The organism is Streptomyces sp. AK08-02, assembly GCF_033795085.1.
In the GTDB taxonomy this organism is placed as follows: domain Bacteria; phylum Actinomycetota; class Actinomycetes; order Streptomycetales; family Streptomycetaceae; genus Streptomyces; species Streptomyces echiniscabiei.
This window is the reverse complement of sequence record NZ_JARAZV010000010.1, coordinates 364855-378543: the sequence shown is the minus strand read 5'-3', so window position 1 is coordinate 378543 and position 13689 is coordinate 364855. Positions and strand designations below refer to the sequence as shown.

The window sequence follows — 13689 nt, the reverse complement described above, 5'->3', positions numbered from 1 at the left end:
GAGGCCGTCATGACTGCAGGGTGGGGTGCGCGCACGGTACGAGCCGCGGTGTTCGCGGCCGTCTGTGTGCTGCTCGCCGCCCTCGGACACGTACTCATGTCGGGCTCCACCGTGCCGTGGTGGACGCTGTCCGCCGGCTTCGCCGCCACGAGCGCCGTCGGCTGGACCCTGGCGGACCGTGAGCGGGGGCTCCCGCTGGTGGTGTCCGTCGTGGTCGTCGTGCAGGGGGCGCTCCACTCGGCCTTCTCGTGGGGCGGGACGGCCGCCGCGGGATCCGGCATGCCCAACGGCTCGACGTCCATGGACGCCACGAACGCCATGGGCGTCATGGACATGGGCTCCATGCCCATGAACTCCACGCACATGGGTCACATGGGCCACATGGCTCACGGCACCGGCGGTACGTCGTCGTTGGGCATGCTCGCCGCCCACACGCTGGCCGCCCTGCTGACCGGTCTGTGGCTGGCGTACGGCGAGCGGGCCGCCTTCAGGCTCCTGCGGGCCGTCGCCGGATGGCTGGCCGCTCCGCTGCGGCTGCCCCTTCTCGCCCTGCCCGTTCCACCGCGCCGGCCCGGTCTGCGGCCGACGCGTGAGCGTGCCGAGCGGATCCCGCGGCTGACGCTCACCCACACGATCATCTCTCGGGGGCCTCCGGCCGGGACCGCTGTCAGCTGAGACAGCAGGCTCCCCGAGGCCGCCGTGCCGGTGCCGCGTCTGTCGGTACCGCGGACACGCGGCTTCGGGCGCGGGGCGCGCACGTCGTACGCCCCGTCCCCCTCCCGTCCCGGGACCCTCCCCGGTGGTGGAACCCACCCGGCGTGCCCAGCGCACGCTCGTGGGTGTGCCGCCGCGCGGACCTGACCCGGACCACCCGAGAAGGACACCAGGTGACCTCTCCTGTCCTCCCCCTGCCGTCCAGAAAACACGACGCGGGGCGCACGGCGTCCGACCGGCCCGCCACGAGGGCGGTGCCCGACGACCCGGCCACCGTCTGGGCCCTCGCCGCCCGCGCCGGCGATCCCGACGCCGTCGACCATTTCGTGCGCACCCTGTACTCGGACGTCGTCCGCTACGTCACGTATCTCTCCGGCGACCGCCAACTGGCCGCCGATCTCGCCCAGGACACGTTCCTGCGCGCGCTCGGCGGCCTGCACCGGTTCGAGGGCCGCTCGTCGGCACGCACCTGGCTGCTGTCCATCGCGCGCCGCACGGTCATCGACAACCTGCGGTACGCCGCCGGCCGGCCGCGGGCGGCCGACGTGGACGACTGGACGGGCTGGGCCGAGCGGGCCCAGCCCGGCGGGCTGCCCGGCTTCGACGAAGGCGTGGCCCTGCTCGACCTGCTGGACGCGCTGCCCGTCGAGCGCCGCGAGGCGTTCGTCCTCACCCAGTTGGCGGGGCTGCCCTACGAGGACGCCGCCGTCGCCGGGGGCTGCCCGGTCGGGACGATCCGCTCCCGGGTGGCACGCGCCCGCGCGACCCTCGTCGAACTCCTCGGCGAGGCGGAGTCGGCCGAGCCGGCCGAGGTGGACCGGGCCCTGGCCGCCGTCGCCGCGTGACGGGAGGGGCGTCGGTGCCCTCGGGGCCACGGGCACCGACGCCCCGGCCCCCGAAACTCACCTCACGGGCTCCGCCTGGACCACGGTCGCCCGGACGGCGACCTTCCCGCTCCGCTCGAACCACAGGACGTAGGGCACGCGCCGGCCGGGCTCCAGGACGGGCGGATCCAGGACCCCACCGGTGCTGAACGGGTGTGCCGTCAGCCGTGGTCGCCCAGGCCCGCGTCGCGGGCCATCAGGGCGGCCTGGACGCGGTTGCCGGCGCCCAGCGTGCCGAGGATCCGGCTGACGTGTGCCTTGACGGTGCTCTCCCGCATTCCCAGCGCACCGGCGATCTCCGCGTTGGAGTCGCCCTGCGCGAGCCGTGCCAGGACGTCCGTCTCCCGGGGGGTCAGACCCGCGACACGGGACCGTGCTTCCGGCGCTGCGGGGTGGGCGGTGCGGTGGAAGCGGTCGATCAGCCGACGGGCGGCGGCCGGATGCAGCATGCCCTGGCCGTCCGCCACCACATGGACCGCGCGGATGATCTCGCGCGGCTCGGTGTCCTTGAGGAGGAAGCCGTCCGCGCCGGCGGCGAGCGCGTCGTAGACGTACTCGTCCAGGTCGAAGGTGGTCAGGGTGATCACCCGTGGCGGGTTCGGGAGCGCGCGCAGTCGGCGGGTCGCGGTGATGCCGTCCATCCGGGGCATGCGTACGTCGACGAGGGCGACGTCGACCCTGTGCAGGCTCGCCCGCTCGACGGCGGCCAGGCCGTCCGACGCCTCCGCGACGACGGTCAGTTCCGGGTCGGTGGACAGCAGGTCGACGAGTCCGAGCCGGACCAGGGCGTCGTCGTCGACCACCAGGACGTTGATCATGGGACGGGCGCCGGAGGAGAGGCGGGGGCGGACGCCGGCAGCCTGGCCGAGAGCCGCCAACCGCCGCCGGAGGCCCCGGTCTGCAGCTGACCGCCGAGCGCCGCGACCCGCTCCGCCAGACCGATCAGACCGTAGCCACCGGCAGTCGCGGAACCCTCGGTGACCGGTGACCGGCCGGTGCGCTCGGCGTGCCCGGTGTGCTCGGCACGGCCGTTGACCACTTCCACCGTGGTGACCGGCGGCCCGTAGTGCACGCTCACCGCGACGGGCGCGTCATGGGCGTGTCTGCGGGCGTTGGTCAGCGCCTCGCGCACCAGCCGGTGCACCGCCAGCCGGTGTCCGGTCGACGTGTTCTCCACATCACCGGAGACCACCGACTCGATCACCTGGCCGGCGGCCCGCGCCTCGGCGAGCAGCTCGTCCAGGTCCCGTACGGCGGGCGCCGGAACGGGTGCCGGGCCCTCCGCCCCGGCGGGCCGGTCGGAGCGCAGTACTCCCAGCACCTCGCGCAGGTCGTCCAGCGCCCGCCCGGCCGTGTCCCGCAACAGGGCCAGTCGCTCCAGGCCGGCCGGTGACATTCCCTCCTCGCGCAGCTGGAGCACTCCCGCGTGCAGCGTCAGCAGGCTCAGCCGGTGGGCGAGCACATCGTGCATCTCGCGGGCGATCCGGGCCCGCTCCGCCGACCGTTCCTGCTCGGCGCGCAGTTCGCGCTCCACGCGCAGCTGTTCCACCTGGTCGCGCAGCGCGCCCAACAGTCTGCGCCGACTCCCCGCCCACATCCCGAGCGCCAGGGCCAGGGCCACCAGCACGGCGTTCCCGACCCCGGAACCGGCCCAGGTCTGCAGCCGTACCCAGGAGAGAGGACGGTCCGAGGCCAGCGCCACCGCCAACCAGGGGAGTCCGGCGCCCGCCGCGACTCCCAGGCACACCCACACCGCCCGCAACCTGCCCCGCGACGCGAAGTGATACAGCGTCACCAGCAACGGGAGCAGCGAGCCCAGCGCGACCGAGACCAGTGCCAGGGCCGCCACCGCCCGCGGGAACCGGTGGCGGCCGAGGGCAGCGAATGACGCGAGGACCGCGACCCACGGAGCGGGATCGGCCAGGGTGTCACCGGCCAACCGGAAGCCTTCCAGGGCGGACAGCAGAGCGAGCAGGACCGCCGACGGCACCTCCGCCCACAGCGGCACATCACGTTCCGGCCCGGAAGTCACCCGGTCATCCTAGGGACGCGCCCGCACTCCGGACCCCCGACGAAGGGACATCACGACCCCCTACCTTCGTCGGGGGTCCGCCGCCGTGAGCCGGCACGCCGTGCTGACACCGCGGCGGCCCCGGGTACCGTCGCGGCGGTACCCGGGGCCGCCGGCTCCGGACGGTCGATCGTCCGGAGCGGCGTCAGACCGTGCCGCTCTCCCACCACCAGTCACGGCCCAGGTCGGCCCTGCTGTCGACGTGCTGGTGGTCGACGGTGTACCTCTCCAGCCCGGAGAACCCGCAGGTCTCCGCCTTCTGGTAGACGGTCTTGGTGGCCACGCCGGGCACGTCGAGGTCGGCCGCCGTGCCGTACAGGTGCATGCTGTCGCTGGCCCCGCCGATGTCGGCGTTGTGGGCGATGCTGCGGAAGCCGGAGTTGACCGTGATCGGCTTGTCGCCCAGCTTCTTGCGCAGCGCCTCCAGCTTGTACATGCAGCGGCGGGCGTTCTCCTTCACCGTGGCCGCGCTCACCTTGCCGCCGTTGAAGTTGCCGCTCGCCTGGTCGTAGAACTCGCTCCAGTTGAAGTGGGCCGTGGAGCCGTCCGACTGCTCCAGCGCGTTGAGCTTCGCCTGGGTGTTGGGCCCGGCGCTGCCGTCGGCGGTGAGACCGTACGCCGCCTGGAACCGCTTGACGGCCGCGGCCGTGCCGGGACCGAAGTCCCCGTCCAGGCCGACCCGGGTCTGGCTCGCGGTGTCGGCCGCCCAGCCCGCGACCCGGATCTGCAGCTCCAGCACATCGGCGCCGTTGTCGCCCTGGTTCATGGTGCGCGACCACGAGTAGGCCTGCGCGGTACCGGAGAGCAGCAGCGGGCTGAACGCCAGGCCGGTGCCGACGGCCAGCGTGCCGCGCAGCATGCTGCGGCGGTCGAGCGAGCGGCTGCCGACGGAGCGGCCGTCGGCGGAACGGAAGAGGAAGGTCATCGTCGTCCTTTCGGAACGGTGGTGCGAGAAGGAGCGGAGAGAGGTTCAGTAGGCGAGCTGGAAGTCCACGTTCTGCGCGCCGGTGTCATAGGGGCCGACGCGCAGGACGAAGCGGGTGCCGTCCTTGACGTCGGTGGCGACCGTCGCCCACGGGGTGCCGTGGAGGGAGTACGTGTTGTCGTGGTTGCACTTGTCGGTGTGGTCGACGAACACCACGCAGGCGTACAGGAAGCTCTGGTCGTCCGTGGTGAGCCGCATGTTGATGTCACCGCACCGCGAGGACGTGGTGAAGGGGCCGTACTCCCTGGGCCCGTCCCCCTTGTAGCGGTAGTTCAGGTTCTTCGCGCCGCCGTAGCAGCTGGTCGCCGCGGCCGAGGCCTGTGCGGCGGCGGGCGCGGCAGCCGCTCCCAGCAGTGCGGCGACGGTGACGAGAGCCGAGGCGAGCGCCCTGGTCCTTATCATGGTGGGTCTCCGTTCGGTGAAGTGGGTGAGAGGGTCAGAAGGCGATCTGGAAGGTGGCTGAACTGCCTTCCAGGTCGACGCCGTTGGGCACGGTGAACTTGGTTCCGTTCAGGACGTCGGTGGCGATGGTCGTCCAGCTCCGGCCGATCTTGGTCCAGTAGTTGCAGGCGCCGACCTTCGCGAACTGCACGCAGGCCCAGCCGAAGTCGGCGTCGCCGCCGGTCATGCGCATGTTGATGTCCGTGCAGCGGCTCGTGGTCACGTACGGGCCGAAGTCGCGCACCTCCCCGTAGTGCACCGTGACCGCTCCGCCGTAACAGCTCGTGGCGGCGGTGGCTGCCGAGGCGGGCGCCGGAACGGTGAAGCCCAGGGCAACGAGCAGGGTGACGAGGGATGCGCGTGCGAAACGGTCGATCATGGGGTTCCTCCTCGATACGGCCGGGATCACCGGTTGGCCAGCCGGTCCAGGTCGGCCTGGGTGCCGTTGAACACGTCGGCGGTCGCCGGGGCCTGGATGCCCGGGAAGAGCGCGGCGTCCGTGTACTGCCACATCGCCCAGGTCGTCGAGCCGTTCGGCAGCGGCGGCTGGGTGATCGACTGGCGGTAGTCCGCGAGTTGCATCGGATACCGGGCGAAGGCGGTGGTCGAACCCAGGCAGTCGTCCAGGACGGACTTCTGGGTGTAGATGATCGGCGTACGGCCGAAGGCCGCCTCCACCCGGTCGAGCCAGGCCTTGGCGTCGTCCACCGTGCCGTAGGTGGGGCAGCGTCCGCTGCCGTCGTCCATGCGTTCCAGGTCGAAGACCGGCGGCAGGTCGCCCGCCCGCTTCCCGGTGTACCCGGTCGCGCGGACGGCGGCGATGAACCGGTCGGCCTGGGCGCCACCCGTGTCCGCCGCCGTGCCCGTGTAGAAGTGGTACGGCGCGACGGCCAGCCCCGCCGCCCGCGCTCCCTGGAGGTCGGCGGTCAGGTACTCGTCGGTGACGTTCGTGCCCCGGGTGGCCTTGACCGTCGCGAACTCGACGCCCGAGGCCCGTACGGCCTTCCAGTCGATCGGCGCGCCGCCGGGGTGCTGGTACTTGGCGGTGTCGAGGCCGTCTATCGCGTACCCGGCGGGGCGTGGTGGCGCGCAGTACGTGTTACGACTGGACCAGTCCACCAGCTTCGCCCAGGTGTTCGGGCCCACCGCGCCGTCGGCACTGAGGTTGGCGCAGTGCTGGAACTCGATGACCCGGGACTCCGTACCGCCCCCGAAGTCGCCGTCGATCGTCAGCGGCGGGTAGTGGAACGCCTCCATGGCGAGGTTCAGCCGGCACTGGGCCTCCTTGACCTCGGTGCTCTTCGCACCCTTCTTCAGCGTCGGCCGGGTGTCGGTGTGGCCGCACACGGTCGCCTGCGCCGTGCTGGACGTGCCCGGGGTCGCACAGGTGTGCGGCTCGGCGGCCCAGGTGTTCAGCGCCGCCCAGGTCTGGGGGCCGAGCACACCGTCCACCCCCAGCCCGGCGCACCGCTGGAACTCCCTGACTCGCGTCTCCGTGGCGGGCCCGAACGTGCCGTCCGCCGCGATCGGCGTGTACCGGCTGGGCTTCGTCGCCAGACTCAGCTCGCACTGGGCCTCGAGTGTCGCGTCCCCCGTCGCGCCTCGCTCCAGCGTGGGCTGCGCGCTCGTGTGCCCGCAGACCGCGACCGCCGTTGCCGCGGCCTCCGCCGCCTGAGCCGCCTGTGCCGTCTGTACCGCCGTGGGCCCGTACAGGGGCAGGACCGCTGCCACGGCGAGGGTCAGACCGCGCAGAAGTGTCCTTGGTCCCATCAGGATTTCCCCCTACCTGTCGTGCGTGTGACTTGTGCGTGACTTGCGAGTGGCCGGTGGTGGTCCCCGGCTGCCGGCCATGCTGGCAGCGGCCGTCCCGCCGCGGATCCTTCCGCTCCGGAGCGGGACGCCGGGACACTCGCACGTCTGTGACCTGCGGGGACGGACGACTGCTGGGACGAACCTGGGACACGGAAGGCGGCGGCGCGGCTCGCGGCGGACGGGGAGGGAGGTGATTTTCGTGGGATCCGCGAAACCGCGGCAACCTTTTCGGGCGCGGTGGAGACTGAGGGCCGGAAGCTGCCTCAACCGGAGCCTCGCATCGAGCACCTGTACTTCCGGACCAGTTAGGACCATTGCCGTGGCGTCCCGATCCTCACGACGTTCCCAGCGCCGTTCCTCCCGTCGTAGGCGCGGCGCTCTCGTCTGCGCCGCGGCGGCGGCCGTCGCGATCGTCATATCCCTGGTCGTGGCGCTCCGGCCCGACCATCAGACCGACGACGGGAGCGGTTCGGTCGCGTCCGCCGCCGGCGCACGGGTGATCGTCCCGCCCACCTCGCCGGAGCCGACGCCGTCCCCGACGCCCTCGGCCACCCGCTCCCCGGCCCCGAAGGCCAGGTCGACCGCCTCGGCCTCCGCCAAGCCGAAACCGAAGGCCACGCCCAAGCCCCCGGCCACGGGTGGCGGCAGCGGAACCGGCAGTGGCAGCGCCAGCGGTGGCGTCGCCGCCCGCCCGGCCTCCGGCTCGGCGCCGTTGGCGGGGCGGATCCAGCCCGGCACCACCTACAAGGGCGTCGCCACCTTCTACGACACCGGAAGCGGCGACGGAGCCTGCCTGTTCGGGCCGACCAGCGACCAGATGACCGCCGCGATGAACACCGCCGACTACGAGACGTCCAAGGCGTGCGGGGCGTACATCCTCGTCCGCGCGGCGAGCGGGGCCTCCGTCACGGTACGGATCACCAACGAGTGCCCCGGGGACTGCCTCCCCGGACAACTCGACCTCAGTCCCCAGGCGTTCGCCAAGCTCGCCGCCCCCGTGACCGGCCGGATCCCGATCACCTGGAGCCTGCTGAGCCCGTCCTCGGTGGACCCGATCTCGATCCGCTACAAGACCGGGTCCAGCAAGTACTGGTGCGGCATCCAGGTGATCGGCCACCGCAATCCCGTGGCCCGCCTCGAAGTCCGTACCGGCAGCGGCTGGGTCCGGCTCGAGCGCACCAGCTACAACTACTTCCTCTCCGAGCAGGGCACCGGGTGCGGCGGCTCGATCAGGATCAGCGACATCTACGGGGAGCAGCTGACCGTCGACGGGATCACGGTGCGGCCGGACGTCGTCCAGCCCACCCGCGTCCAGTTCGCCGCGCACTGACCCGCCGCGCACTGACCACGCCGGTCAGCGACGCCCCAAGGCCCCCAGTACGGCCTCGAGTTGACGCAGCGGCTCGGCACCGACGATCCGGAGTACGACGGTGTCCGCGCCGGCCGCCGACAGCGCGCCGATGTCCTCGGCGGCCTCCGGGGCGCTGCCGGACACGGTGAACACGTCCTCCTGCGGGCGGCCCAGCCACTCGCCGTGGCCCTCCGTGTGCGGGTGCAGGGTCCGTGCCACCTCGCCGGGGTCGTCGCCCACAAAGCAGAAGGCCAGCACCGTGAGGGTGTGGTCGGGGCCGGCGCCGCCCTTCGCGGTCAGCGCCCGGGTGTTCTCCAGGTCGCGCGGGCCGTGGCCCTCGGCGATCAGGGTGCCGTCGGCGACCCGGCCGGACAGCTCCAGCGAGAGGGGGCGCACCACACCCGCGACCACCGGCGGCGGTTCGGTGGTCGGGTGTACCAACTGGATTCCGTCCAGGCGCACTTCGCGACCCGCCAGCTCGACCCGCTCACCGCGCAGCAGGGCCCGCACGGAGGTGATCGTCTCCTCCAGCAGGGCCAGCGGTGAACGGGGGGCGACGCCGACCGAGGCCATCCACTCCCGCACCCCGTGCCCGATCCCGGCGACGAGCCGGCCCGGGAACACCCGGGCCAGCGTGGCCAGTTCCATCGCGAGCAGCGCCGGGCTGCGCAGCGGAGCCGGGGTGATCCCGATGCCCACCCGCAGCCGCCGCGTCGCGCCGAGTGCCACGGCGGCCGCGGAGACGCCGCCGTTCCAGCCGAGGTCCTCGACCACCCACAGGTCGTCCACGCCGAGGGCCTCGGCCTGCCGCGCGAACTCGGGCAGCCCTTCCGGGGCCCAGTCGCGGTCGTACATCACACCGATCCGAAGGTTCGTCATGCGCCCGAACCTATGATCCGGACCGGCGCCGATCAATGAGGTGCCGGCCGGAACGCCGGTCGTCGCTCAGCCCTTGACCGGCTTGCCGCGGCCCCAGCCCCAGGCGAGGCGGTCGGCGCCGGACTGGTTGGTGGTGGCCAGCCAGGGGCGGTTGGGGTCGCCGACCAGCTTCTGGATCGAGTACATGTCGTCGGTGCGCAGGCCGGGCCAGTAGACGGAGCCCATCTTCAGCTCGCGGAAGGTGTCGGTGACGGCCTGCATGAAGTTGACGAAGTTGTTGTCGGGGGTCTTCTTGTTGTAGTCGAGGCCCGTGGTCATGAAGGCCCCGAACTCGTCCGCGACGGTCCGGTTGGCGCAGTTGCCGATACGTACCTTCAGGTCCGCCACCCACTGGTCGTAGGTCGCGTAGTCCTTCCAGAAGCCGTAGTGGTGCAGCGACAGGTAGGTGCCCTTCAGACGCGGGTCGGCGCAGACGGACGTGACGTGGTCGTTGTAGCCGGCGCCGCTGACGAACACCTGGTTGCGCGGAACCGACTTGTAGGTCGCGAGCCACTTCGCCGCGATGTCGGCCCACTCGGTGTCGGTGTAGCCGTGCGGCTCGTTCATCGGCTCGAAGTAGACGTGCCTGTCCTTCTTGTAGGCCTTGACGACCCGGTCCCACATGGGCCAGTAGGTGGCCGTGTCGTCGATGAAGCCGTCCTTCTGGGCGCCGGTGCCCTCCCAGTAGGAGACGATCACCTTGAAGCCCTGGTCGGACGCCGCGTCGATGACCGCGCGGTACGACTTCCAGTAGGAGCCGTTGACGGTGTACGGGTTGATCGGCAGCCGCACGGTGTTGGCACCGAGGTTCGCCCGGAAGGCGGCGATGATCCGGGTCGACTTGGCGTAGGTGCGGGCGTAGTTGTCGGAGGTCGACAGACCGGACAGTTGGAGCAGGTCGTCGGCGAAGTTGTCGCGCGGGTCGGCCCAGTTGACGCCCTTGAACTGGGTCGTGTCCTTGCTCGGCGCGCCGCCCGCGAGGGCGGCGGCAGGGGTGGAGGCGGAGGCGGGGCTGACGGCGACCGCCGTACCGCTGGTCGCGGCGATCGCGAGCGCCACGAGGGCGGCGCGCAGTCTGGGGGAGGGGCGGGTGGCGCCGAGGATGTTGCGCATCAACTTGCCCTTTCGCATGCCGGTCGGGGACCGAGGGGGGCGATGTTTACGTAAACATCGCGGCGCCGAAATCGTGGCACCCGCCACAGAGATCGTCAAGGTTTCCGGCGCGTAACACGTCCGCCGGGTGGAACGGGTGCCGACAGGTCGAACGTCAAGGTGCTGAAGGTGCTGAAAAGCGGGGGTGGGAGCGAGGGCGTGGCGTCTTCACGCCGACACCCTGCGGGCCTCGTCCCCGTTCCGGTTCTGCCAGTCGGCGCGGTGGGCGCGGGCCGCCGACTCGGCGTGGTGCAGAGCCGGGGCGGGCACCGGCAGACGGCGCAGGGTGTCCAGGGTGGTCAGCATGTGCTGGGCGAAGCGGTGGCCGAGGGAGGTGAGACGGCCTGAGGACAGGGCGACGGTGGTCGCCTCGTGGGCGGCCAGGCGCCAGCGGGCGAACTGGGCGTGCGCGGTGGCGCGCAGCGCCGGGTCGGGTTCCGTCTCCCGGCGGCGCTCCCAGAAGAGGGCGACGCCCAGATGCGCGTACGCCCCGTGGAACAGGCCGGGCAGTGGGCGCGGGTCTGGGCGCCAGGGGGCGTAGAAGCGGTCGGGGCCGCCCGGTTCGAACAGGTCGAAGAGATGGAGCAGCGCCGCCAGTTTGTTGTGCTGCGTCTCGTGCGTGAGGGTCACCGCGAGGCCCGTCACCGAGGTCGGCGGAGACAGCGCCATGCAGCCGAAGGTCTCCGCACTGCTGCCGCTCCTGTTGCCGTGGCCGGGGCGGGTCAGCGGCACCAACAGGTGTGGTCCGGCGGCCAGTTCGGCGTAGGTCTCGGGATGGTCGGCGCGCAGGAGGCGGCAGGCGCCCCGGGCCGCGCCGGCCCACCGGTGCGCCTCGGCACCGGAGATGCCGTCGGGGTGGCGGGCGGAGTGCGGGAAGCAGGGCGGGTCGAGGGTGTCCAGCAGCAGCGGGGCACCGCCGTCGAGGACGGCGAGCAATCGCGCGCCGTGCCAGCGGCCGGTGGCGCCGTGGAAGCCGTCGGAGTCTTCGGAGTCTTCGGAGCTGATGGGTCCGTGCGCCGGGTCGCCCAACGGGCCTCCGGGGTAGGGGAGTCCGGGCACCGCGACCGTTTCGCCCGCCGCTGTGACGCGGCAGTGGCCCGCCTCGTCGACGCGCACCTCGGCGCGGTCGCCGGGGCGGGCGCCGGGAAAGCGGGCCCGCCCCAGGGACGGCAGGGCGGCCCAGGAACCGGTGAGAGGCAGCCCGGCCCGGGTCGGCAGCCCCGCACGGGCCGCCGCCGACACCGCCAGGGCCGTGAACCAGTGCACGGGCGGCGGGAGTTGACCGTTCGGGTGGCGCAGCTGGGCCAGCAGGCCGAACAGGGCGGGGCCCGCCGACGGATGGGTCAGTACGGCCGCCACCGCCTCGGGCGAGGTACGCGTGGCGTCGGTGAACAGCCCCCAGGCGTGCTCGGCCGCCGCACCGGCCGCGCCCCCGGTCTCCCGGCCCGCCACGGTCACGGCGTACGCGCAGGCCAGGCGCCTGCTGTGCTCGGCACGGCCCAGCAGCCGCAGGGCCGCCGCCCCGCCGCCGCCCGCGGCGATCGCGTCGAACAGCGCCCCCGGCATCCGGTACGGCGACGGGTTCATGCCGCTCCCGAGGGCAGCGGGGCGCCGTGCGCGCCCAGGTCCGCGGCCACCCGGCGCCGTACCCGGCCGATCAGTTCGGTCAGGTCCGCGCAGTACACACTCGGGTTGGCGAAGCCCGTGGCGTGGTCGTAGCGGGTGGCGTAGTGGCCGCCTCCGCAGACCCGGTGCAGGGGGCAGGCGAGGCAGGTGGCGGACAGCGCGGCGGTGCCCCACTGGCGGGCCGCGATGCCCGGGTGGAGCAGCAGGGCGTCGAAGGAGTGGCGGTGGACGTCGAGGCCGGTGCGGGCGGCGCCGTCGTACGCGGTGCGCAGCGTGTCGTCCTGGGTGAGGGAACCGTCCGTGTCGACCACCGCGTACCGCACCGGGGACAGGCCGAGGGCCTCGGTGCGCGGGGTGGCGCCGAGCAGCAGGGCGAGGAGGTTGTCGAGGAGACGGACCGAGGTCTCCTTGGTCCGGGCGCCGTACCAGCGCTCGAAGACCGCCCACAGCCAGTCCGCGTACGGGGTGCGCCGGCCGCTCGGGTCGACACCGGGCGGCGGGGTCTGCCAGTTGCCCAGCGGGAGAAGGAAGTCGACGGCCGGGGGAGAGTGGGTCAGCAGGGCCTCGTAGGTGCGCACCGGGTCGTTGCGCAGGTCGATGGTGCACAACAGCGCGCCGAACAGAGGGCGGTGGCGCCCGCTCGCCAGGCGGCCCAGGGCCGCCTCGACCCGGGCGTGGCTGCCACGGCCGTCGGCGCCCCGCCGGTGCCGGTCGTGGGCGGCCCGGCCGCCGTCGGTGCTCACACCGACCGTCACACCCAACTCGCCGAGCAGATCGAGACGTTGCTCGGTGAGACGGAGGCCGTTGGTCTGCAGGCTCAGATGCAGGCGTACCCCGGCGCCGACCGCCGCGCGCAGGGTGCGCACCGTCCGCGTGAGCGCCTCGTCGCCGATCAGCAGTGGCTCGCCGCCGTGCAGGACCACGCCGGCCTCCGTCACCCCGTGCGTGGTCAGGTGCTCGGCGATCCGCTCGGCGGTGCGGGCGAGGGTCGCCGGGGTCATCGTGCGGGGCTGGGCGCGCCAACTCTGGTCGTGCGAGCGGTACATGTAGCAGTAGTCGCAGGCCAGGTCGCAGCGGCTGTGCACCTTGAGGACGAAGGAGTCGAGCGGAGTCGGCCGCCAGCCCGCCGCCCGGCGTGCCGCCACGTCGGCGGTAGTCGGCCAGGGCGGCTCGGCCCGGCCCAGTGGCGGTCGACTCATCCGCTTCCCCCCGAAGGCGTACGTCGCGGACCTTGGGCCTGTCCGGCGTCTGTCCGGTGCCCGTCCGGGCGTTGCCGACGGCGCACTCTGTTCGACGTGCGACCAGTATTCGGGCGGGTCAACTACAGCGTCAACATCATGAATGAGCCAACGAAGGTCGACTGCGGGGAAGTTGAGCGACGCTCACCGTCTCCGGCTTCTGCCGTCAGGGCAGTTGGCGGCGCTACGCTGGACAGCCTCTCCGTGTTCCTCCGACACCCCATGGAGTGACCCGCATGGCAGTCGCCGACGGCACCGCCCCCGTGGGGGCGTGTACAGGAGCGGGACCGGGCGAAGGTCCGGACCCCGAGGTCGAGTCGGTCGTTCTCGACCTCGTGGCCCTGTCGCCCGAGGACATCGGGGCCCTGCCCGGCTCGGTGCTCGGCGCGCTGCTGCGCCAGGTGTACGACAGCTGCGCCGAGGGCAATCCCTTCGTCACCGGGCACAGCGAGAGCGTATGAGACACGGGGCACACGGGAACGTTCCGGACGCCGTGC

Annotated in this window: 14 protein-coding genes; 4 read left to right on the top strand and 10 right to left on the bottom strand. The window is 72.7% G+C overall.

The genetic code is table 11. The features are described from left to right. Positions 1–9: 9 nt before the first annotated feature. Positions 10–675: a hypothetical protein gene (locus PV734_RS22865; RefSeq protein WP_319291318.1), complete on the top strand. Its 666-nt coding sequence runs from the start codon at positions 10–12 to the stop codon at positions 673–675. Between the two features lie 212 nt (positions 676–887). After that, complete coding sequence (locus PV734_RS22860; RefSeq protein WP_415924249.1) at positions 888–1559, top strand: sigma-70 family RNA polymerase sigma factor; 672 nt, start codon at positions 888–890, stop codon at positions 1557–1559. Positions 1560–1759: 200 nt separating this feature from the next. Here the strand turns inward: PV734_RS22860 and PV734_RS22855 are convergent, their stop codons facing one another. The 6 genes from PV734_RS22855 to PV734_RS22830 all read right to left on the bottom strand — a co-directional run bounded on the left by PV734_RS22855 (position 1760) and on the right by PV734_RS22830 (position 6865). Further along, entirely contained in the window at positions 1760–2416 is a 657-nt protein-coding gene (locus PV734_RS22855) for a response regulator transcription factor (RefSeq protein WP_319291315.1), read from the bottom strand. Beyond that, a complete protein-coding gene (locus PV734_RS22850; protein ID WP_319093256.1) occupies positions 2413–3630 on the bottom strand; it encodes a sensor histidine kinase in 1218 nt (405 codons plus the stop codon). The genes PV734_RS22855 and PV734_RS22850 overlap by 4 nt, the downstream gene beginning before the upstream one ends. A 184-nt stretch (positions 3631–3814) precedes the next feature. Next, positions 3815–4594 (bottom strand): D-Ala-D-Ala carboxypeptidase family metallohydrolase, encoded by a 780-nt coding sequence (locus tag PV734_RS22845; RefSeq protein WP_319291313.1) that lies wholly within the window; start codon positions 4592–4594, stop codon positions 3815–3817. Between the two features lie 45 nt (positions 4595–4639). Then, entirely contained in the window at positions 4640–5056 is a 417-nt protein-coding gene (locus PV734_RS22840; RefSeq protein ID WP_319093254.1) for a hypothetical protein, read from the bottom strand. Between the two features lie 34 nt (positions 5057–5090). Further along, entirely contained in the window at positions 5091–5474 is a 384-nt protein-coding gene (locus tag PV734_RS22835; RefSeq protein WP_319093253.1) for a hypothetical protein, read from the bottom strand. A 26-nt stretch (positions 5475–5500) separates the two neighbouring features. Further along, the gene (locus PV734_RS22830; protein ID WP_319093252.1) at positions 5501–6865 is read right to left on the bottom strand and encodes a GH25 family lysozyme; all 1365 of its coding nucleotides are present in this window, start codon (positions 6863–6865) and stop codon (positions 5501–5503) included. 361 nt (positions 6866–7226) lie between these two features. On the opposite strand from PV734_RS22830, the gene PV734_RS22825 reads away from it, so the two are divergent. Continuing rightward, positions 7227–8237, top strand: a complete 1011-nt coding sequence (locus PV734_RS22825) for an expansin EXLX1 family cellulose-binding protein (protein ID WP_319093251.1) — start codon at positions 7227–7229, stop codon at positions 8235–8237. 24 nt (positions 8238–8261) lie between these two features. On the opposite strand, the gene PV734_RS22820 is transcribed toward PV734_RS22825, so the two are convergent. The 4 genes from PV734_RS22820 to PV734_RS22805 form a co-directional block, all read right to left on the bottom strand. Continuing rightward, the gene (locus tag PV734_RS22820) at positions 8262–9137 is read right to left on the bottom strand and encodes an LLM class flavin-dependent oxidoreductase (protein ID WP_319291310.1); all 876 of its coding nucleotides are present in this window, start codon (positions 9135–9137) and stop codon (positions 8262–8264) included. Between the two features lie 66 nt (positions 9138–9203). Then, the gene (locus PV734_RS22815) at positions 9204–10289 is read right to left on the bottom strand and encodes a glycoside hydrolase family 5 protein (protein ID WP_319093249.1); all 1086 of its coding nucleotides are present in this window, start codon (positions 10287–10289) and stop codon (positions 9204–9206) included. A gap of 207 nt (positions 10290–10496) precedes the next feature. Continuing rightward, a complete protein-coding gene (locus PV734_RS22810; protein ID WP_319291307.1) occupies positions 10497–11915 on the bottom strand; it encodes an aKG-HExxH-type peptide beta-hydroxylase in 1419 nt (472 codons plus the stop codon). Next, on the bottom strand, positions 11912–13153 hold the full coding sequence (locus PV734_RS22805; protein ID WP_319291305.1) for an FxsB family cyclophane-forming radical SAM/SPASM peptide maturase: 1242 nt from the start codon (positions 13151–13153) through the stop codon (positions 11912–11914). The genes PV734_RS22810 and PV734_RS22805 overlap by 4 nt, the downstream gene beginning before the upstream one ends. A 275-nt stretch (positions 13154–13428) precedes the next feature. Between PV734_RS22805 and fxsA the strand changes: the two genes are divergently transcribed. Beyond that, on the top strand, positions 13429–13653 hold the full coding sequence (gene fxsA, locus PV734_RS22800) for an FxSxx-COOH cyclophane-containing RiPP peptide (RefSeq protein WP_319093246.1): 225 nt from the start codon (positions 13429–13431) through the stop codon (positions 13651–13653). Positions 13654–13689 lie beyond the last annotated feature (36 nt).